Origin of the sequence: Planococcus daihaiensis, assembly GCF_049262615.1 — a bacterium.
Lineage (GTDB): Bacteria > Bacillota > Bacilli > Bacillales_A > Planococcaceae > Planococcus.
The window spans coordinates 759742-785208 of the sequence record NZ_CP175504.1; the positions used below are offsets into that span (position 1 = coordinate 759742).

Genomic DNA, 25467 nt, shown 5'->3' on the forward strand with positions numbered 1-25467 from the left:
CCTTTCCGAGAAAAATCGGAAAGGCATTTCGAGAATTCAAGATTCACTTTTTCACAAATTTACTATGAAGCAGATTTAAAATTAATCTTGCTTCTTTTACCCTTAGTAAATATAACAACCCGCTGTATACAATAGCCCCTATAAAAAGAGCAATCAAGAAAGAAATATCTTCGTTTAGAAAAGCTGATGATCCTGCTGCTAGGTTTATTGTTATAAAAATCATTAGTGATGTAGCTATAAAAATTTTTGTTGATAATATAAATATATACCTTATTCCTAGGTCGCCTATCTTTTTGCTAAGGCTAAAAAACAACAAAATTGCCGCTAACAGTGCCGATATGCTGGTTGCCAGTGCCAGTCCGTTAATGCCCATGAACTTGGATAATATTATATTCAATACGATATTTACACAAATTGCTATACTTGAATTAATTAGCGGAGTTTTTGTGTCTTTTAATGAATAAAAAGCATTGGATAACACTTCTCTAGCTCCAATTGCAACCATTCCAATCGAATAGAAAATTAATACCTCAGATGTTAGAGCTATAGCCTCTACTCCAAATTCTCCTCTTCCATATAATATGCTTATAATATTTTCTGAGAAAAAAATATAAATTCCTGCTATAGGCAGTACAAAAATTATTACGCTCAACAAAGAATTCCTTACAATTTCTTTAAAAGTTGTATAGTCTCCTTCTGCTGCCAATTTAGAAGTTTTAGGAAATAATACGCTTGTCACAGCCAAAACAAAGATACTGATGACGACTAGATTTATAGTACTCGCAAATTGTAATGCAGAAATACTTCCCTCCCCCAAATTAGAAGCTATGGTTTTGTCAACAATCTTATTTATTTGATTTGCCGATTTACCTATTACTACCGGAAAAGCAATGTATAACATGTATCTAATGTTTTTATCGTTAAAATTGAAATTAAATTGAAATCTATATCCGAGTTTGTACGCATAATAAAATACTAATAAAAATTGCGTAAAATATGCAAGTAAGATTCCAACACCCAATAAATACACACTGAAATTCTTACTAAGTACTATAAAGGCAATAAGTGCAATATTTAAAGGAACTCCAATTAAAGAAGGAATAGTAAAATTCCCCTTTAATTCCAAATAACCATTTAACATGAATACAGTAAGTGCAAAAAAGACACTAAGTGCACTTATTTGCACTAGGTTGATGGTGAACGCTAAAACTTCCCCTTCAAATCCACTAGCAAAAACCATTACAATATACTCGGTAAAAATTAATACAACACAAGTCATGAAGATACCTAAAAGAGCTATTAAGTTTACTACTTTATTAGTGAACTTTTCAGCACCCAATAATCCTTCTTTATATAACACGCTGGTATATACAGGAATGTAGCTGGCATTTACTGCCTTTCCTAAAAGTCCTAAAAATACACTTGGTATAACAATTGCTATTAAGTAAGCATCACTCACAAATGATGTTCCATAGAAATATGCTAATGTTAAGTCTCTTCCCAACCCCAGGAATTTAGATAATACAGTGATCACCATTACCAATAATATTGTTTTTTTCATTGTTCTACCTTGAACTTATACGTTATTTTTTTGTTGAATAATTGCATGTTTTTGTCCATTGCTTGAGTATCCATTCCTTTGGCAGTCATAGAAAAGAAGAACGCAATTTCAAGGTAATGAGTTTTATTCACAGTTTTAAATTCCGCACCAAATAAATTGAAAAAAGCCGTTAATGTGTCATCAAAAACGCCATTAAAATAAGAATTAATTAGGTAGTCATTGTTCATATGAATAAATTCATATGTTATAAACCAAAAGATATCGTTAAAGAAAAACTGCTCATTGCTATTATCCCAATCAATAATATAAATATCCGAATTATTATTGGCCAGCAGAATATTTGCGGACCACATGTCACCATGTATTTGTACCAGCGGAAAACTCCAATTGAGTATTTCACTCCCTAGCCAGTGAGGAAATTTTTTTTCTGCGTATAGATCATAGTTAGATTGATTTACCATGTTCTCAATTCGAGAGGAATTCACTTTATTTCTCGTAACAATATCTTGCCCATACTCTTTGTATTGATTTAAAATTCTTTCAAAAACATCGATATAAATCTCTTGATTCCACTGTGACTCCGATTTAAACTCAACCAACTCTTCAATCAGAATCTTGTTGTTGTCATTAGTATATATAATTTCAGGAATTTTAAAAAAACCCTTAAACTCAATGTACTTATTCAGCTTATTGATGTAATTTTTTTCATTGGAATAAAGAGAAAGAACTTTTCGATTTGTTATATCAAATATTTTTACATCCCCCGTTCCATTATTCGAAGGCAAAAAGATAGAACCTCCAAATCCCGGGTGTTTTTCCTCCTTTTCTACTTTCAGATTTTTTTCTATAAAAAGAGCATGTACTAAATACTTTATATAGGAATATTGCTCTTTGCTGTTCTTATTTATTAGGTTGTTTTTTACAAAGTTTTTTGTTTCATGATCATCTGTTCTAATTCCTTTTAAGGAATTATCAATTTTATAGATTCCGTTATCAAGGTATTGTGTAGATTCAGAGAAAGTTTGCATAATTAATTTTTGTCGATTTATATAATTCATTAGTTGATTGATCAATTTCATCCCACCTTAATGGTGCAGTATTCAAGATACTAAAAGTCCAATCAATTACAGAAGGCTAACGAAGATACTTTAGAATTTCATATGACTTTTTATTAAACATATACTCATCCTGATTAAAAATGCTTACATATGGGACATACATTGAACTGTTGTTTAAACCCGACTGCAATTCAAGTGTATTAGTTTCTTTATATAAATAGAGAGAACAAAGTACTATTAACCCATAGCTATATATCAATTTATTTATTCTCTTTTTGTGCAAATAAAATATATTAACCAGTATAATTATTTCAAGATACTTCCCGTAAATTGAAAATCTTGCTGCAGTCAATTCCCCCAGAGACTGCATAATAAAGTAAAGTATCAAGCTGATAATATATATATCCAATATTTTTTTATTCATAAGACTTGTACTACTAAAACTCTCGTAATATAGGAAGATAAAGATTAATAATAAGACTCTTACGATGCCTGCGAAATCCAGGCTATTCAAGCCTCCTACATCGAAAACATATTGACTGGCATTTTCTATAATTGGTATCCATGTCAGATAAGGCAGTATTAGATTTAATGGTAAAAATGACATTAAAAAACCTGAAATAGCCAGTAACATTAACTGGTTTTTGCTGAAATTTATTTTAGTTATAAAATAAAGAAATATCAGTATCAATGCCGATGAATGAATTAATGACAAGGTCAAAGATACTAGAATAATTTTTAGGGTTTTATTCTTTTCGATTGCCTCAAGCAGATAGTAAATACCAATCACCAGAGTCAGCCCTTGTCTCAAACCGCTGAAAGTCCACACAAAATAGAAAAATGAGAAGTAAATGACTAATGAAAGTGTAGGATTTAAGCTATACTTCTTTACTAATTTCCATACATAGATCATATTAATTGTTGCTATAATTACTAAGTAAAGTTGATAGGGCACTCCAAATCCTTTTAGAACAGATCCAAATAATCTAAATCCAATTTCCCCATGTGCACTTTCAGCAAAAAATTCTTCAAAAGGTGATTCTTCAATATAAAAGTACAACAATTCATAGGAGAAATAATCTGCCCCAATTCCATACCTTAGAAATGCGAGTAAAGATATTATCGATGTGAAAATTAACAATGAAACCCTTTTCTTATCATTCACCACAGACAATAACAAGCCAGTTATTAATACAAAATAAAACATTATAGTTCCATCCTGTTATTGCATTGTAAAAGATCTACTGTTTTAATTTGTTTGATGCATATAGAGATATACTCTGGCTGCAAGTAAACTTCATCATGAGATTCATTAAATTTCGAAAGAGCACCAATGTACTGAGCTGAAATATTCAAGGGTTCTCATTCCCTTCATCTTGACTTTTTTTATATCCCTTTTAATAACTTAGCTACTTATCCTCAATAGTCATCTCGATTCAGTCAAACATCAACTTCTGTTTCTATGTGTTGATTATTCTTAGTATTACTTAGTTTGAATATCTAGAATCGCTATCTTTGCTTCCCGTCACTACCGTGCTCAGTTAAAATATTCAGCACCTGATCCCAACTATTACCGTCCTCATTTGTTGTGCTTTTTGTTTCTTTTCTATTAATTACCCCCGTGAGAACACCTTCCATTAATTCCGACAATTCTTCAGGGGCTGCAGGATTGAAGAAATAAGCATTTTCATATTCACCCAGAACTTCTCTTGCATAATTACAATCAGCTGCTAATATTATTGTTCCCATTTTTCTTGCTTCAAGCAAAGGTAAACCTAACGTCTCTACATAAGAAGGAAATATTAATGTCGAACTATTGTATTTATCCAGCACACTTTTGAATGGCAGCTTCCCTAAATACACAAAGTTATCTAATGCGAGTTCACTTTCAATTGTTAACGAAATTTGATAATTTTTAATCCCTCGGTCATTTAATAGACTTGATGCTTCATATATACATTGATGGTTTTTATATATACTGGCATCGGCCGGATAAAAAAACTCTCGTTTATTAAATACATTCTCTTTTTTATACTCTATAACTTCTTCGGAAGGAGGAAGTATCGAGGAAATTTTTATTTTTGAGATGCTAGTTGATTTAATAACCTCTTCTTTGATCCATTTTGTTTGAACTATTACAAAGTCTGCTTTTTTAACTGACTCTTTAATCAGTTTTCCAATAATATGCTGATAAACCGCAATTTCTCTTTCTTCTTTATTGAAGAAAGAAAAATTCTTTTCTCTTTGGAAGGGCAGCGCTTGATGCATGTATAGTACTTGTGGAACACTTAATCCCATTAAAATCGTATTTTGCAACGATATTACTACATCTGGATCTAAATCTTCAACTACACTTTTCCCTTTGTAAAAATCAAATTTAAGACGGTTAATCCAGTTCTTCTTAGCTTCTTCCAAAATAACTACTTTGATATTTTCAGTTTCGTCAATATATTTTCCACCCAATAAAAAAATCCATTCATGGTGTTTCGATCTTTCTGAATTAACCAGAAAATCATAAAATCCGTTTAGAATGGTTAAAGCTCCACCGGTGCTAGCTGCAGTATTATTTACTATTATCCTCATTTTTTCTCCACACCAATCTATTAATATAATCAGTATAAGATAGTAGAATTCGCAGTACTTTTTCCGAAACATTCGGCATAGTGTAATCTTCAACTTTCCTTAGAGCATTTTTTCCCTGGCTTTCCATGACTACCAACCCCTGTAAAATCCTCACTTTTTCTAACCCCACCATCATCACTGAAGTTTCCTCCATTGCCTCTGGCCTCTCATGGGCTTCCCTTATATTCAGTGCTTTAAAACCAAGAATGGAAGCTTCTTCACTTATAGTTCCACTATCACTCAAAACTGCTTTAGCTTTAGTTTGAAGTTTCACATAATCATTAAAACCAAGGGGTTTAAGCGTTTGAATCAAAGGATTAAACTTAATACCCTTAGTTTCAATCATTTTTTTAGTTCTGGGGTGTGTACTTATAATAATGGGTAACTTATATTTCTCTGCAACAGAGTTCAGACTTTCCGCAAGATTCTGAAAATTTTTCTCGGAATTGATGTTTTCTTCCCGATGAGCAGACACCACAAAGTACTTATCCTCTTCTAACTCCAGGTCATTCAAGATAGAAGAATTTTCAATATCTTCCCTTCGGGTATTCAGTACTTCAAACATTGGACTTCCTGTTTTGATAATCCGATCTGCCGGTATTCCTTCTCTCAGCAAATACTCTCTCGCGATATCACTGTACGTAAGATTGATATCTGCAATATGATCGACAATTTTTCTATTAGTCTCTTCCGGAACTCTTTGATCAAAGCAGCGATTCCCCGCCTCCATATGGAATATAGGTATCTTTCTTCTTTTTGCTGCAATTGCGCATAGGCAACTGTTTGTATCGCCCAGTATGAGTACTGCTTCCGGTTTAACCTCTTCAAGTATCGGATCGATTTTCACCAGGATATTTCCTATTGTTTCAACTGCTGTCCCATTCGCTGCATTTAAAAAGTAATCCGGTTTTCGCAAGTCGAAATCTTTGAAGAACACTTCATTCAACTCATAGTCATAGTTTTGGCCGGTATGTACAAGAATATGCTCTATCGCATTCGATTCTTCAAGTTTGTTGATTACTGCGGAAAGCCTGATGATTTCAGGTCTGGTTCCGACAACAGTCATGACTTTTAGTTTTTTCATTCTTATACCTCCAAATAATGAGTGTCTGGCTTTCTGCTTCCAAGCCACCCTTCTCTATTTTCGACCTGCTGCAGCTCAAGTGAATGCTGGTTTTCTTTCAAACGGAAAGAGTAAAAAAGACGCTTCTATTTACTCCGTCGCACCATAATATTCATAAGAGCTGTTGTCTTTCGGAAGCTTGAAATTGTTCAGAACAGCCCCGATAATCCGGCTATCCGAAGATTCAATTGCTTCTTTTGCTTTCCGCGCCATGTCTTTCTCGGTATTCCCGGAGTCGATGACGAGGATCGTGCCTTCGCATTTATTAGCTAAAATTTGACCATCCGATACCGCCAGGATGGGTGGTGCATCGAAAATCACCATATCGTATAAACCTGTCAATTGCAGAATCAGCGCATCCATTGATTTAGACGACAGCAGTTCTGCCGGGTTTGGCGGAATTGGCCCACATGTCAACAGGTCCAATCGTTCGACCCCAGTTGAGCGGATTGCTTTTACCGCCGTTGTCTGTCTTGTCAGGACACTTGAAAGTCCGGTCGTATTCCCCGTGTGGAATGTGTAATGGGTGGTCGGTTTGCGCATATCACCATCAACCAACAGAACCTTCTTGCCTTCCTGTGCAAAAACCACAGCCAGGTTCGCCGCCGTTGTCGACTTCCCTTCAGATGGCGCTGCAGAGGTTACAACCATTGTGCGAATATCCGCATCCGGTGATGAGAATTTGATGTTCGTACGAATTGTACGGAATTGTTCAGCTGCAAAAGAGCGTGGTGTTGTAAACGCGATCAACTTTCGTGCCGTCTGCTGGAGAACTTTTTTCTTTTTCACCATTCTTTATCCCACCACCATTCTAGTTGATGTCGTTTTGTTATCCTGTTTAAGTTCCGCTTTTTCAACAATCGGTGAAACGAAGCCCAGTACCGGAATGCCGAGGATGTCTTCGATATCCTGTTGGTCTTTGACCGTTGTATCGAGAAATTCAAGAAGGAATACGAGTCCAACCGAAAGCACCAATCCAGCCCCCGCAGCGATTGCCATATTGAGCCACGGATTCGGTGAGACCGGTGCCTGGTTTTCTTTCATGACTGCCGGAGACAGAATTCTGACGTTATCAACATTCATTAATCCCTGGATGTCATTTTCAAAAACGGAAGCTGTGGTATTGGCGATTTCCACTGCAACTGCAGGATTTTCATCCTGCACGGTAATAGTCACGATTTGCGACTGATCAGAGTTGCTGACGGTTATTTTATCAGCGAACTGATCTGTACTTATTCCCAAATTCATTGATTCCACGACCTGATCCAGAATTACAGGACTCTTGATGATGCCCGAATAGGTATTAATCAATTGCAAATCCGTCTCGATGTTCAGATCTGTCACTTGGCCGGTTCCTGTTGTGGTATGGTTGACGAGAATCTCCGTCGACGACTGGTAGACAGGAGTAATAACCATAAATGAGATGACACCGGCAATCATGATTGCCAGGATTGTCAATAACGAGATAAGGCCTAGACGCTTTCGGATGGTCATGAAAAGATCTTTTAAACTGATAGTTTCTTCCATTTAGATACCAGCTCCTTTAGGTTTAGTAAAGCAATATTTGCTTTTTAAATACTTGTACTACAGTCCCTATCACCAACATTAATAAATGCGAATTTTTTTCCGTTTGGCCACATATACACCACCGCCCACCAAATTATTACAATTTAAATTGTTTGTTAAGGTAAATATTAAGCCCACTAGGTTAAAATTCAGTTAAATTATAAGGAGATATATTATTGAAAAAACTTTTCGGTTATCCGCCGCCTCCCCAAGTCCAGATTTCCTGTATTTCCCTTTCTAAGTGACCATGAAAAAAGCCGCATTCAGAAACCAAAAGGTTTCTAAATGCGGCTTTTTTTCTATTTAATTGTCGCGTATATACTGAATCATCTTTTACGACAATGGCGTGTCACTATCACTCACACCACCTTTTCACAAAACTCAATCCCCCGAAAAGCCGGTTTTGTCACCAGGCATTCGTAATGCGGATATTGTTCTTTCAACACGGCAGCCAATTGGTGCTCCCGTCCAGGTTCAACGGCGATGAATAATGACGGTCCGGCACCGCTGATCGCTGAGCCATAAGCGCCATTGTCGCTGCACGTCTTCCGGATTTCGGCAAAGTTCGGAAATCTGCCCGTCCGAAAAGGTTCATGGAATTCGTCGTTTTCCATCATCCGGCCGGCGGTTTTCCAGTCTCCGGCAGCGACGGCGGCGGAAAAGACATTTGCCGCTGCGCTGCTTCGGATGGCTTCGGCGTATGGCAGCGCATCCGGCAATAAGCCTCTTGACTCCGCCGTCAGAAATTCCACCGGCGGCACCAGAATGACAGCGGCAATATCGACGTCTGTAATATGGTTGACTGCCAACTCTTCCCCGTTCCAATACGATATCGTCAATCCACCAAGCAGTGAAGCCGAAATATTATCCGGATGGCCTTCCAATTCTGTGCCGATAATTAATTTTTCCTGCATCGTCAATTCCAGTGCCAGCAAACGATCCGCAATTTCAATGCCTGCTGCGATGGCTGAAGCGCTGCTGCCCAAGCCTCTGCTCAATGGGATATCCGTTGTCACTTCAAGTTTGGCGGTGGGCATTTCTTTGCCGTAGCGCTTTGCTGCAAATTGGATGGTCGTGACGAGCAAATTATCGGATGCACCGGATAGGGATTGATAGCCTTCTGTTAGATATTCCACTGACCAGGCGGAAGCTTTGGAGACATGGACGGTCAAGTAAAGTTCAAGCGCCAAGCCGATCGAGTCGAATCCAGGTCCCAAATTGGCAGTGGATGCTGGAACTCTTACAGCAAAGTCTTTAAAGCTCATGCTTTCACCCCGCTCTTTAATTCCTCCCAAAAGCGTTCCATATCTTCCGGTACAAGAAGTGCTTTATGTTCATTGACGGAAATCGCCGTTTCCGGATCCTTCAAACCATTGCCGGTCAAAACGGCGACTACCGTCGAGCCCTTGGCGAGCTGACCGTTTTCCACTTGCTTTTTGATGCCCGCAATCGATGCGCAAGACGCCGGTTCTGCAAAAATCCCTTCAGTCGCCGCGATCAATTGGTAGGCTTCCAGAATTTCTTCGTCTGTGGCCGCTAAAATCGTGCCATTCGATTCGGATAATGCGTTCAATGCCAATTGCCAGCTGGCAGGATTCCCGATGCGGATGGCGGTTGCCACTGTTTCGGGATTGTCGACCACTTCGTTATTGACGATCGGCGCAGCACCCGCCGCTTGCACACCCAGAAGCGTCGGCCGTTTTGCACCTGTTTTTGCGGCAAATTCACTGAAACCTTTCCAGGAAGCGGAAATATTGCCCGCATTGCCGACGGGCAGCGCGAAAACATCCGGCACTGCCTCCAGTTGGTCAATCACTTCGAAGGCAATCGTTTTTTGGCCTTCCAAACGGTAAGGGTTGACGGAGTTCACTAACGCAATGCCGGCTTCCTGCCCCACTTCCCGCACCATTCGGAGAGCTTCATCGAAATTTCCTTTTATTTCTAAAATTTCTGCGCCGTACATTTTTGCCTGAGCCAATTTGCCGAGCGCAATGCGGCCTTGCGGAATGACAACGATTGTCCGCATGCCTGCCCGCGCGCCGTAAGCCGCAGCTGAAGCTGATGTATTGCCTGTCGAGGCACAGATCAACACCGTTTTGCCTTCTTCTTTTGCTTTGGCCACCGCCATCACCATGCCGCGGTCTTTGAACGAGCCGGTCGGATTGGCCCCTTCGAGTTTCACGTAGAGATTGATGCCCCATTGTGCGGATAATTTCTCCAGATGGACAAGCGGTGTATTGCCTTCCTGCAATGTCAACGCAGGTGTTTTTTCAGTTACCGGCAACCACTCTTTGTATTGTTCGATTAATCCAGGCCATCTCATGCTGTTTCCTCTCCTTCGATGCGGTAATGGCTGATGATGTTCGCCGTGCCTTCCAAATTTTTCAGTAAATCGAGATGTTGCTGTCTTGAAATCTGGTGGGTCAATAAAATAATTTCCGCTTTGCCTTCGACTGCTGCAGGATGCTGCATGACCGATTGCAGGCTTGCGCCGTTTTCACTGTAAATAGAAGTTAACCGGGATAAGACACCCACTTCATCTTTAACGAGCAAGCGGTAAAAATATTTTGAAAAGCAGCTGCTGTCTGGTTTAATGACCCGTTCATGCTGAGAGGCGTGGGCGCGCTTGCCATTGACCCCTAATTGCAGATTGCGGCAAGCCGCGATAATATCCGAAACGACCGATGTCGCTGTAGGAAGCGAACCGGCGCCGGGTCCGTAAAGCATCGTCTCCCCTACAGCATCACCGTGTATGTATACTGCATTGAATTCGTTATTGACCGCTGCAAGCGGATGCGAGTCAGCGAGAAAAATCGGTTCCACGGCCACTTCGATGCCATCTTCGTTCTTCTTGGATGACCCGACCATCTTCATGGTATAGCCGAATTTTGCTGCCATCTCCAAATCGCCATCCCGGATTTCTTTCATGCCCCGCACTAATACGTCATCAAGATGCACCACTGTTGAATACGCCAATGATGATAAAATCACCATTTTCCGGGCGGCATCTATTCCGTCGACATCCGCTGAGGGATCGGCTTCTGCATAACCAAGCCGCGTCGCTTCTGCCAATGCTGTTTCGTAAGTCATATTTTCTTTTTTCATTTTCGTTAAAATGAAGTTGGTCGTGCCGTTGACAATTCCCATCAAACTCGTAATGCGGTCGGATGCCAATCCATCTTCCAATGTGCGGATGATGGGAATGCCCCCTGCCACACTTGCTTCATAGAATAAATCGCATTTTTGCTCATCGGCCAGTTTCAATAGATCATGGCCGAATTCCGCCATGACATCTTTATTGGCAGTGACGACCTGTTTGCCTGCTTTGAGGGCTTTTTCCATCGCTTCTCTTGCGCCTTCAATTCCGCCCATCACTTCTACAATGATGTCCAGCGACGAATCGTTTAAAACCTCATCAATGTCAGTCGTAAAGACAGCCGGATCAAGCGTGGTCATTCGTTCTTTGTTTTTGTCCCTGATCAAGACCTTTTTGACGGTAACTTCAGCGCCAAGTTTATGGCGTAAATCCTGCTCGTGCTGATGCAAGATTTTTGCAACCCCTTCGCCTACCGTCCCAAGCCCTAATAATCCGATTGAAATTTCATTTTTCATTGACGATTCCTCCCATGCTGTGTACACTGTAAAAACACAGTTGTTTTCTGTATATGGACATTATAGTATTATACTGAATTTAAAACAACCCTTAATCTACTATATAAATAAACGGACGGGATTTGATTTGATGAAAGTTTGTAAATTTGGCGGTACTTCAGTAGCAAGTGCACAACAGATCAAAAAAGTGGCCGCGATTGTGCAAAGCGATTCCAGCCGTAAAATTATCGTCGTGTCCGCACCCGGCAAACGGTTCAGCGGGGACATCAAAGTTACCGACCTGCTGATCGAGCTTGGCCAGGCGTCATTGGCCGGCGAAAGGGTCGAGGCGCTATTTGCAAATATAGTGCAGCGCTATGCCGACATTGCGGAAGCGTTAAATCTTGGCCCAGCCATCGTTGGTATCATCAAAAACGACCTTTGGAGCCGACTGACTGCTGATAAAGCCAACGTGAATTTGTATATGGACTGCATCAAAGCGAGCGGTGAAGACAATTCAGCGAAACTGGTTTCCGCTTATTTCGTTTCAATCGGCTTGCAGGCCGAGTATATCAACCCCTGGGATGCCGGAATGATTGTCAATGATTTGCCGGAGCGCGCTCAAGCGTTGCCGGAAGCGTATGAACGCCTTGCCGCTTTGCGGAACACTGGATCAGTCGGTGTATTCCCGGGATATTTCGGTTTCACAAAGAATGGTACACTGCGGACTTTCGAGCGCGGGGGATCTGACATCACAGGTTCTATTTTAGCGGCTGCTGTGAAAGCGGAGCTGTATGAAAATTTTACTGACGTCGATTGCGTTTTTGCAGCCAACCCCCATGTAATAGAAAATCCAGTTGCAATTGACAGCATGACGTACCGGGAAATGCGGGAGCTGTCCTATGCCGGCTTTGCCGTTTTTCATGATGAAGCCTTGATGCCGGCCTTTAAAGAATCCGTTCCGGTGTGCATCAAAAACACAAATGATCCTGCCGCTGTGGGCACGATGATTGTAACCGAACGCGATTACAGCGAACGTCCGGTGACCGGCATTTCAGCCGACAGCGGGTTTTCCACTCTGTACGTCAGCAAATATTTGATGAACCGGGAAATCGGCTTTGGACGGAAACTGCTGCAGATTTTAGAAGATGAGGAAGTTTCCTATGAACACATTCCGTCCGGCATCGATAATTTATCGGTCATCATCCGCAGCCATCAATTGACCCCCGAAAAAGAAGCGCACATCGTCCATCGCATCAAACACGAATTGCATGCCGATGATGTCCACATACGCAGCGATTTTTCCATGGTCGTTCTAGTTGGCGAAGGCATGAATAATACAACCGGCCTGGCAGCTCGCGCCGCCAGCGCAATTGCCCGGACCGGCGCCAATATCGAAATGATCAACCAGGGCTCATCCGAAGTCAGCCTGGTGTTCGGCGTATTGAAACACGATGAGACAAAAATCGTAAGAGAGTTGTATCAGGAGTTTTTTGAACCGGCGTTGGTGAAATAAAGGTGAGCACTTGAATGCTTCCAGCGTCCCCCTATTTATTTTCTTGGGTAAATATAGAAAAGCCGTATCCAGAAACCTCGAGGGTTTTGGATACGGCTTTTTTCGGATGCTATAGAGGCGTAATTTTTTATTTTTAAACAGTCATGCCGCGGGCTTCGCGGAATGCGGTGATGCGTTGGTCTTTGATGATGCCGTCTTCGATAACGACAGCTCCCTGCACCATGTCAGAACGCTCGCCTTCCAGAAGTCCGTTCAGCATCGGCGCGAAACCTGTGCTGAGCACTTTGGTAATGGTGTGCGGGAACATCGCCGGTGTGTTGTCGACTGCGTAATGGATGATGCCGTCGACTGTATACACCGGGTTGTCGATCGTTGTCGGGACCGTCGTCTCAATTGCAAGTTCCGGGTCGCAGCTGACGTCGATGATCATCGCGCCTTTTTTCAAACGCTTGAGGTCTTCACGGTAGATGATGCGGTCGGTGCGTGCCGTGTCCCACATGATGCAGTTGACGAGCACGTCGTAATCGAACATCTTTTCGCGGAACAGCGTTTCTGATTTTCTGCCGTAAACATCCACGTCCGCACCCAGTCCGTGCAAGATGCGCAAGGCACCTTTTCCGGTGTGGCCGTTTCCGAGAATCGCGACACGCGTCTCGTATGGCATTTTGCCGCAATGCTGATACGCCTGGAGCACTGCCGCTTCGCCTGCGACTTCGCGGTTGCGGTAGAAAATATAGCGGCCGCCTTCAAACAATTCTTCCCACGCAATGACCGTATGCTTTCCGGCGATTGCGCCGTCTGTGAATTTCAGGTCCTGGATTGCATGCGCCCAGCCGATCAATATTTTGCCGTCTTCCAACTGATCAAAATAATCAGCGTAGCCCAGCTTGACGTCAACAATGGCATCGCACGAAAGAACTTGTTCGCGCGTCGCAATTGTTGCGCCCATATCGCTGTAATCTTCGTCAGTCAAACCGAGCACTTTCCCGTAACCTTGTTCAAAATACAAACGCTCCGGATGCGCAACCTGCGCCAAATCTGCCGGCAAAATCGCACGGCGCTTTTCATTATTCTTACGGCTGATTACAAATCCCATTGTCTTCAAAATGTTTTCCCCCAGTTTCTCCCGATAATACGGTTAAGTTTATCGTATCATGAAAACCCTTCCAGAAGCGTCTTTTCAAGAGGGCATTTCCGACATTTTGCGCACAAAGGATTGTTTTTGTACCTATAGGACGGCACAAATTCGAAATTTTTTTGATGTCTTGCTGGAATCTTGATAATAGAACTGCATTTCTCTTGATATTGTAGAACTGTGCAGGATACTCGCCCACTCATCCGCCATTCCCTTTTCTTTTATTCATATTGAATAAAAAGTGATTGCCCCAACACTTATAGAGCTATAAGTGTTAGAGGCAATCATTGGTTTCTGGCTGAATCACAGCAGAAATCAGAACTGAAATTTTTGTCTATTTTTCATTGTTTCGAACATCTATTTAATCTGGCAGGTGCGCGACATTAATCGTCAAATGATGCTGTCACCTCGATATGGATTGTGATATCCAGCCCTTCATATTCGACCTCCAATGCAGTCTCCCCCTCCTCAATGAGGTTGACACGTCCTTTATCAACAGTGGCGATTGATGGATCCTCGGAAGACCATTGGGCTGCATCGGTAATGTCGATTTTGGTGCCGTCCAACAGTTTTACTTTGGCCTTCAGCTGATGAACCGTTTTTTCATCGCCGAAAACATATTCTTTGGAAACGCGCATTGAATTGACCGGGTTTTTAGTGGCATACTTCCCGAAAGCAGGTTCCATATAAGGCTGCGCCTGTATCAAACCGGCACCGTAGACGGGATCAGTCCCTGGGACCCCGAGGTCGATCGCATTTTTACCGAGAAGGCTTTTGACCTGCTCGTTGGTCAAGCCGGGATAGGCTTCTTTGACCAGCGCTGCCTGGCCTGCTACGAAAGGCGTAGCCATTGAAGTGCCGGTCATATCAAAATATGTGTCATTGAGAAACGTGCTTCTGATCGCAACGCCAGGCGCCGCCAAGTCGACTGCCGGGCCGGCAGATGAAAAGTAAGCACGCGCTGACAGGTTATCGACAGCTGAAACAGCAATCACTTCCTCATACCTTGCCGGATATTCAACGGAATCGCCCGCTGGATTAGCCTGTCCTGCATTACCGGCAGCCGCGATGATTAAAATATTGTTTGCCGCCGCTTTACGGATGACTTCCTGAAACAACTCTGAACCTTCTGCTGCACCAAGACTCATGTTGATGATATCCATCTCATTGGTGATCGCCCAGTCGATTCCGCCGATGACATCCGATAAATACCCCGAATTGTCATGACCAAATACTCTGATGGCATACAGCTCCGCTTCCGGGGCAACCCCGACAACGCCGATCGAGTTATCGAGCGCTCCGATTATTCCCGCTACGTGAGTGCCGTGGCCATTAACATCGTAATAAGATGGATTGTCTTCCACAATTGAAACTCCTCCGGCAATTTTCAAATCCGGATGAGGCGAAATCCCCGAATCAATCACCCCGATTTTGACACCTTTTCCCGTATAGCCGGATTCCCAGCTGACATCTGCGTTGATATGCGGGAGGCCCCAACTTGGCAGTTGTGCTTTGCCGGCAATAAATTGATCCTTTTCAACCATCTCTACCCCATTTTGGGTGGCAAGCTTCGCCAATGTCTCTTCGTTGCCTTTGATATAAGCTGCCGAAACATTGGCGTAGTATTCAATGACATCTGCGCCTGTTCCGTTCAACAACTCGGGCGAAGCTCCTTCTTCCAGGATCACGATGGCACGCTGTGAATCCTGATTTTCAGCCGTGACCAGAAATGCGAATCCGAAAATGGCAATAAACACTGTCAGCAAAGCAGTAAATTTTTTCATGGCAATACCCCACTTCTTTAAATTTCTAACTCTTCCGCGCCTTAGTAAGATATTAATATTTTGACTTTTTAATAATTAATCAATGAAAATATAACATATTTACTAAGTGCTAGTCAGTGTTAATAGACCCAGCTAACGGTATTATAAATAGGATATAAGTGCAGAAGCATAAATTTTCTAAGGTACTTCCGAATTTCCAGCAGTCCCCAGATTGTCCCTGTGTCGCAAACTTTTATGACTATTTACATTTTGGGATAAATATAGAGAAGCTGTCTCCGGAAACCATTGGGGTTTCTGGAGACAGCTTCTTTGTCATGCATTTGTAGTGAATAGGCTGAATCGTCTTTGACACAGGGGCGCGAAATATAGAGTAGAGATTCGATTTAAATCAGCAAGTTAAACAACAACGGATCATTATTGATCTCCTTATAGGGAAATCCTTTTTCATCCATTCGTTTCACAAGCGGCGCATAGTCTTCCCTGCACTTCAGTTCAATGCCCACGATGACGGGGCCTGCTTCGCGGTTGGTCCGTTTTGTGTATTGGAAATGTGTGATGTCATCCTGCTCGCCTAAAACTTGGTCCATGAACTTGCGAAGCGCGCCGGCACGCTGCGGAAACGTGACGATGAAGTAATGCTTTAACCCTTCATAAATCAGGGATTTTTCTTTAATTTCCTGCATCCGCTCAATGTCATTGTTGCCGCCGCTGACGACGCATACCACATTCTTCCCTTTAATTTCTTCGGGATAGAAATCCAGTGCCGCCACTGATAAAGCACCCGCCGGTTCCGCTACAATGGCATTTTCGTTATACAGCTGCAGAATGGTCGTGCAGACTTTGCCTTCGGGTACCAATGCGATATCATCCAAAACATCTTTGCAGATTGACACCGGCAACGCGCCGACCTGTTTCACCGCTGCGCCGTCAACAAAGGTATCAATTGAATCGAGACGGGTCACCTGGCCACTGTCCAGCGATGCCTTCATACTGGCAGCTCCCGCCGGCTCCACGCCAATCAGTTTCGTGGACGGGCTGATCCCTTTTAAATACGATCCGATGCCTGACGCCAACCCGCCACCGCCGATGGCACAAAACACATAGTCGACAGGCTCCTGCATGTCGTTCAGGATTTCCACTGCCACCGTGCCTTGCCCGGCAATAACCCGTTCGTTGTCAAACGGATGGACAAATATTTTTTCTTCGGCTGTACAGTATTCCATCGCCGCTGTATAGGCATCGTCAAACGTGTCTCCTGTGAGGACGACCGAGACGTTCTCGCCGCCAAAGCGCTTTACTTGGGAAACTTTTTGGCTGGGGGTTGTCAGCGGCATGAAAATTTTTCCTTCAATGCCCAGCGCAAAGCAGGAATATGCAACGCCTTGGGCATGGTTGCCGGCACTGGCACAAACGACTCCTTTGTGTCGTTCTTCTTTTGTCAGGCTGCGAATGAAGTTATAAGCTCCGCGCAGCTTGAATGAACGTACCACTTGCAAATCTTCCCGTTTTAAATAGACGTTGCAGCTATATCTGGCAGAAAGAATTTCATTGCGCTGCAGCGGCGTTTTAATCACGACGTCTTTGAGCGCCTGATTCGCCACCATGATTTCTTCAACAGATACTTTCGTCGATGTTGCTTGCTGTTCCAATTCTTTAATGTTGCTTCCCGCCATATATGTCACCTTCTTATTTTAGTATTTCCTTACTCTAACACAATGTGCTATACAAATGAAAAGAAAATTCCGACAATATTGTTGCGGCTTTTGAAACAGCTGGAAGTTGTTGATGAGACGCTGTTGATATGAGATGAGTTGGCTTTTCTAATTTCTAGTTTGGACCGGTATTTATGTATATTTAACTTAAGATAATCTAGCGTTTAACTAGAGGACGCGGTCTTTACATCTTTTTTTCCAGTCGATTTCCAGCAGTTCCAAGATGTTCCCTGTGTAGCGAACTTTTATGACTATTTACATTTCTGGATAAATATAGAGAAGCTGTCTTCGGAAACCCTACTGGTTTCTGGAGACAGCTTCTTTTGCATGTAATTGGATTGAATACACTGAATCGTTTTTGACACAGGGGGCGCAATCATTGATTCGAATTGTGTGGGACCCCGGAGCGGTTTTAAGCTACGGTCACTTTCGTCAATTCCAAAAATTCTTCTACATCTTTCACACATATCGCAATTGCGTCTTCCCAGAAACCAGCTTGCTCAATATCCACATCCAAATGCTCCTTCGCCAATTGCTCCACGGTCATGCGGCCTGTGTCCCGCAGCAAGGCATTATAGGACTCTTCAAAATCGCCTTCGGTTTCCAGTGCTTTCGCGTAGACGCCCTGGCTGAACAGGTAGCCGAATGTATACGGGAAGTTATAGAACGGCACCCCTGTAATATGGAAATGCAAAGTCGAAGCCCAAAATGTCGGGTTAAAGCTTGCCAGCTCTTCCCCGTACGCTTCTTTCTGCGCTTCCACTGCCAGCTCGTTCAGCCGGTTGACGGAAACGGCTCCGTTTTTCCGCTCTTCGTAAAAACGCGTTTCGAAGAGGAAGCGCGAATGGATATTCATGAAGAACGCGATGCTTCGCTTGATCTTGTCTTCCAGCAAGGCAATTTTTTCTTCTTTATTGTTTGCGTTTTTGACCGCTGCATCCGACACGATCATTTCTGCGAATGTGGAGGCGGTTTCGGCCACATTCATGGCATATCGCTGATTCAATGCTTGTGTGTCATTCATGACATGCTGATGATAGGCATGGCCCAGTTCATGCGCAAGCGTCGAGATATTCGTCGCCGACCCTGAAAACGTCATGAAAATACGCGTCTGTTCACTGTCCGGAAAACTCGTGCAGAAACCGCCGGAACGCTTGCCTGCGCGGTCTTCCGCCTCAATCCAGCGCTTCTCGAATGCCTTCTCTGAAAAGTCGGCCATCTGAGGGCTGAACTGACGGAAATGCTCAACAATAAAATCTGCAGCTTCATCATAGCTTACCTTCTTCGTTGATTTCGCAATCGGTGCTGCCAAATCATGCCACTCCAATTTTTCAACTCCAAGCAGTTCCGCTTTCCGCTGCAAATATGAAGTGAAGGGGGTTTTATTCTCCGTAATCGCTCCCCACATGGCATCCAGCGTTTTTTCGCTCATGCGGTTGATTTCAAGCGGCTCTTTCAACGGATTGTCCCAGCCACGGTGCTTATAGGTCTGCAGACGGAATCCGGCCAAATTGTTCAGGGTTTCACCGAACAGCCCCGATTCCTCCTGCCAGGCGTTGCTGATTTTACCAAACACTTCTTTTCTGACTTCACGGTCAGACGTGCTCAATCGGTTGGCCGCCTGCCCCATCGACAATTTCTTTGTCTCCCCGTCTTCGGTATGTTCGATGCTCATACGTCCGACCAGGCTGTTATAGATCTGGCCCCAGGAAGAATAGCCGTTGACAGATAAGTCATTGATCAGGATTTCCTGCTCCAAAGGCAGCTTTTCCTTCGCTTTGGCACGCCGTTCATCCAACACAAACGCAACTGGCTCTATAAGGGGCTGTGCCAATAAACCTTGCCAGACCGCGTCTTCAATCTGCAGAAATTTCTGGTCCAATTTCACAGAATTTGACGCGAACGCAGCTCCCAATTCGCTTTGTTTGCCTGTCAGGATCTTGGCTTCATTGTCCGTCGTATCCTGCGCAGTCAGGCAGCTCGCAAAAGCGCCGATTTCCCTCAATTGTTTCATGCACGTTTCTAAAATTTCCAGGATGGAAGACAAGCCGTCTGCTGCTTCCGGCTTGCTTGGAATGCTGAAACCGTCCACCCGTTCACCTAATATGTTCAAGTTCTTTTCAAATTCTTTTATGTACGATTGTAATTCTTCTGATTTGCTTCCGCCTTTAAATATGGAATCCAAATCCCACGTCATTTCGTAATGATTCATATATAGTTCTCTCCTCTGATGGTTCGAGTATATTTCGTGTTACTAATTAAGTGTAGTTTAAAGATTTTAACAATTCAAGAAATAAGAATTTTTGTTGCTTTTGGAGAAGGCGAACTTGTGTGCCGAAGCTCTCCGTTGTTAGTCTAATGCTCCAAATGGGAAATGAAATACTAAACTATTCTAGCGAAAAGAGCTGCCCGAATGAGCGATAAGAAAAAGCTGGATGAAGATTTGATCGGAGATGAAATGGATGTCAACGCAGCTCAGCAAATTGTCTCAGGTGCCAAACAGGCTTTTTACAAAGAAGATTACAAACCGAAAGATGAGGCAGCCAAAGACCGGGAACTTCGGAAAAGTGAGGACGAAGACAACGAATAGAATAGAAGATAAAAAAGAACATCCGCTCCCAAGAACTCTTAATGCTTGGGAATGGATGTTTTTTGCATTCAACTTTAGTGAGTCGTTGGAATTCTGTAGAATTGTTTCTTTCGCAGGGAAGTGAATTCAACTGAAATCTCTCTGACACAGGGCACAAAATATTAATGGATTTTACTATATAAATAAAAACCAGCGGATAACTCTTAAGTCCGCTGGTTTCTCTACTCAATTATTCAATTGCTTATTCAAAAGCTGACGGACCGTTTCCCCGACTGCCCCAGTACCACCAAAGATGGCGTAGGATTCGTAATTGCCGAGTTGAATCGCAGTCGCTTCCGGTATAGCTTCACCCTTCACCAACAAAATCGGGGCATCATTCTTCGCTGCCAAAACTGATCCCGCCAATGCATCCGGGAAGTTCCTGCCTGTCGCGATGAACGCTTTTCCATTGCCCATTTTCAACTTGCTGTTCACTTCCAGACCCGTAGCGTAACGATCCTTTCCGCCGTAACGCACCGGATTCGGCAGTGCTTGGAATACTTCTGCCCCTACCGCTCCCGTGCTGCCGATGACGTGGGTTTTCATTGTCGACTCAAGTGCCGTTTCGGTTTCAGCCGGCAACTTGTCCGTCCGCGTCAAGAGGATTGGAATGCCGTTTCGGGAAGCATAGGCCGAAATGGATAAGACATCCGGGAAGTTCAAACCGTAAGCCACAACTGCCTCTTTCGAATTGAGACGTTTCGCGATCATAGCGGCCGTATCATAACGGTTCTTGCCGCCAATGCGGTCGATAGTTAGACCCATTTGCTTCAATTCGCTTTCCACTTCCAGCGAGACGGCTCCTTTGCTGCCGAGAATAATCACTTTCTTGGCACCCAACCTTGCAATCTCGGCTTTCGTTTCTTTTGTTAAAGTCGCTGTTCGTGTCAACAGGATTGGTGCATTTTCCTGGTAAGCCAAAGGTCCTCCGGCAAGCGCATCCGGGAAATTTCCTGCCGTGGCCAGGACGACCGTATCCGCCGTTTTCCAGCCCACTTTGGAAATGGCAACCGCTGTATCATAACGGCTGGCTCCGGAGATTCGCGTTGTTTCTTCCGGTTTTGCTTTTTCCACTACTACACTCGCATTTCCGCTCCTGTTGCCAGCAGCATCTATTGCATAAACTTCCAGTTTCGTTCCAACAGGTTGCGCTCCAACAGCTATTTGGTAGCTGCCGTCAGCTGCCGCTTTTCCGCTGGCGATAACTTCGGAATCTTTCAATACGGACACTTCCGCGTTTGCTTCCGCAGAACCTGTAATTTCAATAGACTTATGAGTCACTTTATTAACTACTGGACTTTCAGGAGCCGTTTCATCCAAAACGATGATTTCTGTTGCCGGGCTCACATTACCTGCACTATCCTTAGCAGTTACCGTCAACTTTGTTCCCGCCTGTTGTTTTTCAATAGCAATCGAGAACTTACCAAGTTCATCAGCAGTTCCTTCAGCAATTACCTTTTCTTCAGCCTTAACTGTAATTGTTGCCTTAGCTTCAGCAGTACCGCTGACTGTTAAATCTTTGTCAGAGAAAGAATTGACTGTGGGTAAAGCAGGAGCCGTTTTGTCTTCAACTATAATGAACACCTTCTCACTGACAATGCCAGCTTCGTTGCTTACGAAGACATTCAATTCAGTACCAGCTTTCTGAGCTGGAATTTCAATATTGAATTTCCCAGCAGCATCCGTTTTCCCTGAGCCGATAACAGATTCTCCTTTTTGAACCGACACTTTAGTGCCTGCAGATGCCTGCCCGGTTACCGATGTTGACTTGTCGCTTACCGGATTTACGATTGGCTTAGAAAGTAAAGTTGTTGAAGTTACTTCCACCATTTCACTGGTGTTAGTACTTGTATCAACCGCGGCTATCGCCAATTCATAGGTTGAAGCTTCCTTCAAGTTTTCAAATTTGTATGAAGTTGCATCTGCAGGCAATGTACTTATTAACTGGCCATCCAAATACAGTGCATACTCTTTCAAATCATTATCTGTTCCTTTATTCCAGGCCACCTGGATTTCATTATGCTTCTCATTTGAAACTGTAAATCCGCTGACGTTTGCAGGCGGTTTAACATCTCTTACTGCGATATCTTTTTTCATCTCATACCCCAAAACATCTTTCAGGGTGAACTGAATCCCGTCAGAAGTTACATCTTGGGCTGTGGCAGCAAAAGATCCATCTGCTTCAAGTGATATTGGAGTGCCCTGTAATGAAACATCAAGGAAAGGCAAAGTCTTACCTGAAATTTCTATAGTCCCATTCTCGTTTGTTAAATCTTCATTGTCGATTGCAAATGGAACTTCGTACGGTTGGTTCGAGATGATAGTTGAAAGAATTAAGTTCTGTCCACCAACGATTCTTACTGCACCCGGATATACAGAAGAATTCGAACCACGGGTTACAGACTTAGCATTCAATGAACCTTGAATTGTCAGTCCACCATAGGTGATAAGTGTTCCATAGACATATACGTTTCCGGTTATTGTTACGTCACCTTCAATAGAAATCGTCGAGTTGGGACCAATATATAAGTCTTTATCGATTATTCTATTACTTAAAAATTCGTTTTTAGTAACTATTGCATAAGGTAATTGAGAATCATTTAATTCAGGAGAATCTAAATCACTTGGTTTGTACACCACTGTATAACTAGTATTCTTATTGTTTGCTGTTACTTCGCCAGGCAGATAACGCCTGTTGTTTTCCGCATTGTCCTCGACGACTACAGACCGCAGAGTCCACTGACCTTCTTCTGCGTAAGGGTCTACCGTTAGAGTCCCTTCGTACAGCCCAGAAGTCTCATTGTAATAAAGGTATGTGAGAACCACTCGATTTTTCGACGGAGAGTCGAAATAGACAAGCACGCTTTTTACGCCCGATACGTCATCTGTTACCTCCGCTTTTAAATTAAGTGATTCTCCAGCTCCAAATTCTCCTTCAGGAATTTCAATGCTTTTTACAGAAGGTGGAGTTTGATCAACAAGTTCGTTTGTTACTTGATAGAATAATGTATCAGGAAATTCATCAGGCAGATAACGCCTGCTGTTTTCCGCATTGTCCTCGACGACTACAGACCGCAGAGTCCACTGACCTTCTTCTGCGTAAGGGTCTACCGTTAGAGTCCCTTCGTACAGCCCAGAAGTCTCATTGTAATAAAGGTATGTGAGAACCACTCGATTTTTCGACGGAGAGTCGAAATAGACAAGCACGCTTTTTACGCCCGATACGTCATCTGTTACCTCCGCTTTTAAATTAAGTGATTCTCCAGCTCCAAATTCTCCTTCAGGAATTTCAATGCTTTTTACAGAAGGTGGAGTTTGATCAACAAGTTCGTTTGTTACTTGATAGAATAATGTATCAGGAAATTCATCAGGCAGATAACGCCTGCTGTTTTCCGCATTGTCCTCGACGACTACAGACCGCAGAGTCCACTGACCATCTTCTGCGTAAGGGTCTACCGTTAGAGTCCCTTCGTACAGCCCAGAAGTCTCATTGTAATAAAGGTATGTGAGAACCACTCGATTTTTCGACGGAGAGTCGAAATAGACAAGCACGCTCTTTACTCCCGATACATCATCTTTCACTTCAGCTTTTAGTATTACTTCTTCACCAATTGCAACATTGCTCGGACTTAATTCAAGATTATTGACAACAGGTGGTGTAGAATCCCCCTGCGCAACCACTGGAACAATACCAGCAATTAATTGAAACATCAATATAAATATTAAAAATATAGCTACTTTATTAACCTTAGGTCTTTTGACCATTATAAAGAACCACCAATCTTGAATTTTTTGAAATATGTACCATATTTATTATATAGTTATTCAATGGAAATTATAAGGGTAAATTACTATTGTGATTCATTAACTTTGCTTTCCGCCAGTCATTCCGATACTCACGGCCCTTGTACGCCCTATTTTCTGTCTCTAAAAAAGGTTGAAAATCGGCAAAAAATAATTCCCATAAGTTCCCAAATGTCCCCTGTAGTCTAGCCCCCCATTTTTGGACAAGGAATAATTATGTATTAACTCGCAACTTTTTCTAATACTAAGTATGTAGCCGGCGTTAAATTACCCAGCTTTTTTGGCTGCGTTCTCCGTTATAATAGGCGATGAATTTAGGCAGATCTTCCATCACCTGTTCAGCTGAATCGATCTGGAAAAAATGCGGGAATTCCGTTTTCAAGTGAGTGAATAAACTCTCGATGACGGCGTTATCCCAACAGTTTGCTTTCCTGAACATGCTGGGCCGAAGCCAAGTTCGTTGACTAACCGATGATGCCGTGTAGAAGAATAAACACTGCCCCGCTCCGAATGAAGGACTACTTGCTTTAAATCAATAAGACCTCTCCGGTCCATTGCCATACGCACGGTCTTTTCGACCAGGTCAGTGTTCGGGTATGCGCTGACAACGCGGCCATTGAAAATTTATTTAGCCTTCTGAAGCAGGAGATGTATTACGGAGAAGTATTGGTATCATACGAAGAATTAAAACAGCGGATCGAACAATACATCTCCTATTAAAACCACGAACGTATCAAACAAAAATTGGCCGCCATGTGCCCGGTGCAATACTGGACACATGCCAGCCAATTAGCTGCATAAATAAAACTCTAACTTTAAGGGGTCACTACGATTCGATTTCTGGAGACAGCTTCTTTTGCATGCAATTGTCATGAATATACTGAATCGTCTTTGACACAGGGGCGCGACACTGATAAACAAGTGGAGGATATGGAACCGCCGGTGATGTAGCGCGAAAGAGAATAATTGATGACTTCCAGCAGTTCCCAGATTGTCCCTGTGTCGCAAAATTTTATGACTATTTCCATTTCTGGATAAATATAGAGAAGCTGTCGCCGAAAACCGTTGGGATTTCTGGAGACAGCCTCTTTTTCATGCAATTGTCGTGAATATATTGAATCGTCTTTGACACAGGGGCGCGATTTACTTCATAACTCATCAGCATCCTGCCAAATTCATCCCACCTATAGGACTTCCCATCGACTGCAAGCAGCGGAACATCTCCATCCACCGGATTTCACTCTACCCTGCCTGCCAAACTGCCGCTCCGGATCGAATGATAGCGTTGGCCGTTCGGGAAAGTTCCCGCTTCTACGTATGCCTCGGCCATCACTTTCTCGGCTTTGGCAATTAACTGCAGGAGCAA

Annotated in this window: 21 protein-coding genes; 3 read left to right on the forward strand and 18 right to left on the reverse strand. The window is 43.0% G+C overall.

Translation table 11 applies throughout. The annotated features are described in order from the left end of the window. Positions 1 to 43: 43 nt before the first annotated feature. The 10 genes from murJ to DHX103_RS03675 form a co-directional block, all read right to left on the reverse strand. Positions 44 to 1561, reverse strand: a complete 1518-nt coding sequence (gene murJ / locus DHX103_RS03630) for a murein biosynthesis integral membrane protein MurJ (RefSeq protein ID WP_422123911.1) — start codon at positions 1559 to 1561, stop codon at positions 44 to 46. Beyond that, the gene (locus DHX103_RS03635) at positions 1558 to 2634 is read right to left on the reverse strand and encodes a hypothetical protein (RefSeq protein ID WP_422123912.1); all 1077 of its coding nucleotides are present in this window, start codon (positions 2632 to 2634) and stop codon (positions 1558 to 1560) included. The genes murJ and DHX103_RS03635 overlap by 4 nt, the downstream gene beginning before the upstream one ends. Before the next feature lie 61 nt (positions 2635 to 2695). After that, on the reverse strand, positions 2696 to 3826 hold the full coding sequence (locus DHX103_RS03640; RefSeq protein ID WP_422123913.1) for an EpsG family protein: 1131 nt from the start codon (positions 3824 to 3826) through the stop codon (positions 2696 to 2698). A gap of 302 nt (positions 3827 to 4128) precedes the next feature. Further along, positions 4129 to 5202, reverse strand: a complete 1074-nt coding sequence (locus DHX103_RS03645) for a glycosyltransferase (protein WP_422123914.1) — start codon at positions 5200 to 5202, stop codon at positions 4129 to 4131. Continuing rightward, the gene (gene wecB, locus DHX103_RS03650) at positions 5183 to 6325 is read right to left on the reverse strand and encodes a non-hydrolyzing UDP-N-acetylglucosamine 2-epimerase (protein ID WP_422123915.1); all 1143 of its coding nucleotides are present in this window, start codon (positions 6323 to 6325) and stop codon (positions 5183 to 5185) included. The genes DHX103_RS03645 and wecB overlap by 20 nt, the downstream gene beginning before the upstream one ends. A 129-nt stretch (positions 6326 to 6454) precedes the next feature. Further along, a complete protein-coding gene (locus DHX103_RS03655) occupies positions 6455 to 7156 on the reverse strand; it encodes a CpsD/CapB family tyrosine-protein kinase (RefSeq protein ID WP_422123916.1) in 702 nt (233 codons plus the stop codon). Between the two features lie 3 nt (positions 7157 to 7159). Continuing rightward, positions 7160 to 7891: a YveK family protein gene (locus DHX103_RS03660; RefSeq protein WP_422123917.1), complete on the reverse strand. Its 732-nt coding sequence runs from the start codon at positions 7889 to 7891 to the stop codon at positions 7160 to 7162. Positions 7892 to 8289: 398 nt separating this feature from the next. Continuing rightward, positions 8290 to 9195, reverse strand: a complete 906-nt coding sequence (gene thrB / locus DHX103_RS03665) for a homoserine kinase (protein ID WP_422123918.1) — start codon at positions 9193 to 9195, stop codon at positions 8290 to 8292. Continuing rightward, complete coding sequence (gene thrC / locus DHX103_RS03670) at positions 9192 to 10253, reverse strand: threonine synthase (protein WP_422123919.1); 1062 nt, start codon at positions 10251 to 10253, stop codon at positions 9192 to 9194. Before thrC ends, thrB begins: the two co-directional genes overlap by 4 nt. Continuing rightward, entirely contained in the window at positions 10250 to 11542 is a 1293-nt protein-coding gene (locus tag DHX103_RS03675; RefSeq protein ID WP_422123920.1) for a homoserine dehydrogenase, read from the reverse strand. The genes thrC and DHX103_RS03675 overlap by 4 nt, the downstream gene beginning before the upstream one ends. Before the next feature lie 130 nt (positions 11543 to 11672). Here DHX103_RS03675 and DHX103_RS03680 point away from each other — a divergent pair, with 130 nt between their 5' ends. Continuing rightward, positions 11673 to 13037: an aspartate kinase gene (locus DHX103_RS03680; protein WP_422123921.1), complete on the forward strand. Its 1365-nt coding sequence runs from the start codon at positions 11673 to 11675 to the stop codon at positions 13035 to 13037. Positions 13038 to 13170: 133 nt separating this feature from the next. Here the strand turns inward: DHX103_RS03680 and DHX103_RS03685 are convergent, their stop codons facing one another. The 4 genes from DHX103_RS03685 to DHX103_RS03700 form a co-directional block, all read right to left on the reverse strand. After that, entirely contained in the window at positions 13171 to 14133 is a 963-nt protein-coding gene (locus DHX103_RS03685; RefSeq protein WP_422124718.1) for a N(5)-(carboxyethyl)ornithine synthase, read from the reverse strand. Positions 14134 to 14555: 422 nt separating this feature from the next. Continuing rightward, complete coding sequence (locus DHX103_RS03690; RefSeq protein ID WP_422123922.1) at positions 14556 to 15956, reverse strand: S8 family peptidase; 1401 nt, start codon at positions 15954 to 15956, stop codon at positions 14556 to 14558. Between the two features lie 383 nt (positions 15957 to 16339). Next, complete coding sequence (ilvA, locus tag DHX103_RS03695) at positions 16340 to 17629, reverse strand: threonine ammonia-lyase IlvA (protein ID WP_422123923.1); 1290 nt, start codon at positions 17627 to 17629, stop codon at positions 16340 to 16342. Positions 17630 to 18080: 451 nt separating this feature from the next. Then, the gene (locus tag DHX103_RS03700) at positions 18081 to 19880 is read right to left on the reverse strand and encodes a M3 family oligoendopeptidase (RefSeq protein ID WP_422123924.1); all 1800 of its coding nucleotides are present in this window, start codon (positions 19878 to 19880) and stop codon (positions 18081 to 18083) included. 201 nt (positions 19881 to 20081) lie between these two features. Here DHX103_RS03700 and DHX103_RS03705 point away from each other — a divergent pair, with 201 nt between their 5' ends. Beyond that, on the forward strand, positions 20082 to 20258 hold the full coding sequence (locus DHX103_RS03705; protein ID WP_422123925.1) for a hypothetical protein: 177 nt from the start codon (positions 20082 to 20084) through the stop codon (positions 20256 to 20258). A 225-nt stretch (positions 20259 to 20483) separates the two neighbouring features. On the opposite strand, the gene DHX103_RS03710 is transcribed toward DHX103_RS03705, so the two are convergent. Both DHX103_RS03710 and DHX103_RS03715 read right to left on the reverse strand, forming a co-directional pair. Next, positions 20484 to 24008 (reverse strand): cell wall-binding repeat-containing protein, encoded by a 3525-nt coding sequence (locus tag DHX103_RS03710; protein WP_422123926.1) that lies wholly within the window; start codon positions 24006 to 24008, stop codon positions 20484 to 20486. 355 nt (positions 24009 to 24363) lie between these two features. After that, complete coding sequence (locus DHX103_RS03715; RefSeq protein ID WP_422123927.1) at positions 24364 to 24540, reverse strand: IS3 family transposase; 177 nt, start codon at positions 24538 to 24540, stop codon at positions 24364 to 24366. 209 nt (positions 24541 to 24749) lie between these two features. On the opposite strand from DHX103_RS03715, the gene DHX103_RS03720 reads away from it, so the two are divergent. After that, a complete protein-coding gene (locus tag DHX103_RS03720; protein ID WP_422124719.1) occupies positions 24750 to 24821 on the forward strand; it encodes a hypothetical protein in 72 nt (23 codons plus the stop codon). A 298-nt stretch (positions 24822 to 25119) separates the two neighbouring features. Here the strand turns inward: DHX103_RS03720 and DHX103_RS03725 are convergent, their stop codons facing one another. Then, positions 25120 to 25332, reverse strand: a complete 213-nt coding sequence (locus tag DHX103_RS03725) for a DUF7713 domain-containing protein (RefSeq protein ID WP_422123928.1) — start codon at positions 25330 to 25332, stop codon at positions 25120 to 25122. 6 nt (positions 25333 to 25338) lie between these two features. Then, positions 25339 to 25467: a hypothetical protein gene (locus DHX103_RS03730; RefSeq protein WP_422123929.1), complete on the reverse strand. Its 129-nt coding sequence runs from the start codon at positions 25465 to 25467 to the stop codon at positions 25339 to 25341.

Bases quoted from the DNA above. Each gene is read 5' to 3' on its own strand.
- DHX103_RS03710 (WP_422123926.1), bottom strand. From the start codon at position 24,008: ATGTTTCAATTAATTGCTGGTATTGTTCCAGTGGTTGCGCAGGGGGAT.
- DHX103_RS03685 (WP_422124718.1), bottom strand. From the start codon at position 14,133: ATGGGATTTGTAATCAGCCGTAAGAATAATGAAAAGCGCCGTGCGATT.
- DHX103_RS03675 (WP_422123920.1), bottom strand. From the start codon at position 11,542: ATGAAAAATGAAATTTCAATCGGATTATTAGGGCTTGGGACGGTAGGC.
- thrB (WP_422123918.1), bottom strand. From the start codon at position 9,195: ATGAGCTTTAAAGACTTTGCTGTAAGAGTTCCAGCATCCACTGCCAAT.
- murJ (WP_422123911.1), bottom strand. From the start codon at position 1,561: ATGAAAAAAACAATATTATTGGTAATGGTGATCACTGTATTATCTAAA.
- wecB (WP_422123915.1), bottom strand. From the start codon at position 6,325: ATGAAAAAACTAAAAGTCATGACTGTTGTCGGAACCAGACCTGAAATC.
- DHX103_RS03680 (WP_422123921.1), top strand. From the start codon at position 11,673: ATGAAAGTTTGTAAATTTGGCGGTACTTCAGTAGCAAGTGCACAACAG.
- thrC (WP_422123919.1), bottom strand. From the start codon at position 10,253: ATGAGATGGCCTGGATTAATCGAACAATACAAAGAGTGGTTGCCGGTA.
- DHX103_RS03640 (WP_422123913.1), bottom strand. From the start codon at position 3,826: ATGTTTTATTTTGTATTAATAACTGGCTTGTTATTGTCTGTGGTGAAT.
- DHX103_RS03715 (WP_422123927.1), bottom strand. From the start codon at position 24,540: ATGTTCAGGAAAGCAAACTGTTGGGATAACGCCGTCATCGAGAGTTTA.
- DHX103_RS03705 (WP_422123925.1), top strand. From the start codon at position 20,082: ATGAGCGATAAGAAAAAGCTGGATGAAGATTTGATCGGAGATGAAATG.
- DHX103_RS03660 (WP_422123917.1), bottom strand. From the start codon at position 7,891: ATGGAAGAAACTATCAGTTTAAAAGATCTTTTCATGACCATCCGAAAG.
- DHX103_RS03700 (WP_422123924.1), bottom strand. From the start codon at position 19,880: ATGAATCATTACGAAATGACGTGGGATTTGGATTCCATATTTAAAGGC.
- DHX103_RS03655 (WP_422123916.1), bottom strand. From the start codon at position 7,156: ATGGTGAAAAAGAAAAAAGTTCTCCAGCAGACGGCACGAAAGTTGATC.
- ilvA (WP_422123923.1), bottom strand. From the start codon at position 17,629: ATGGCGGGAAGCAACATTAAAGAATTGGAACAGCAAGCAACATCGACG.
- DHX103_RS03690 (WP_422123922.1), bottom strand. From the start codon at position 15,956: ATGAAAAAATTTACTGCTTTGCTGACAGTGTTTATTGCCATTTTCGGA.
- DHX103_RS03645 (WP_422123914.1), bottom strand. From the start codon at position 5,202: ATGAGGATAATAGTAAATAATACTGCAGCTAGCACCGGTGGAGCTTTA.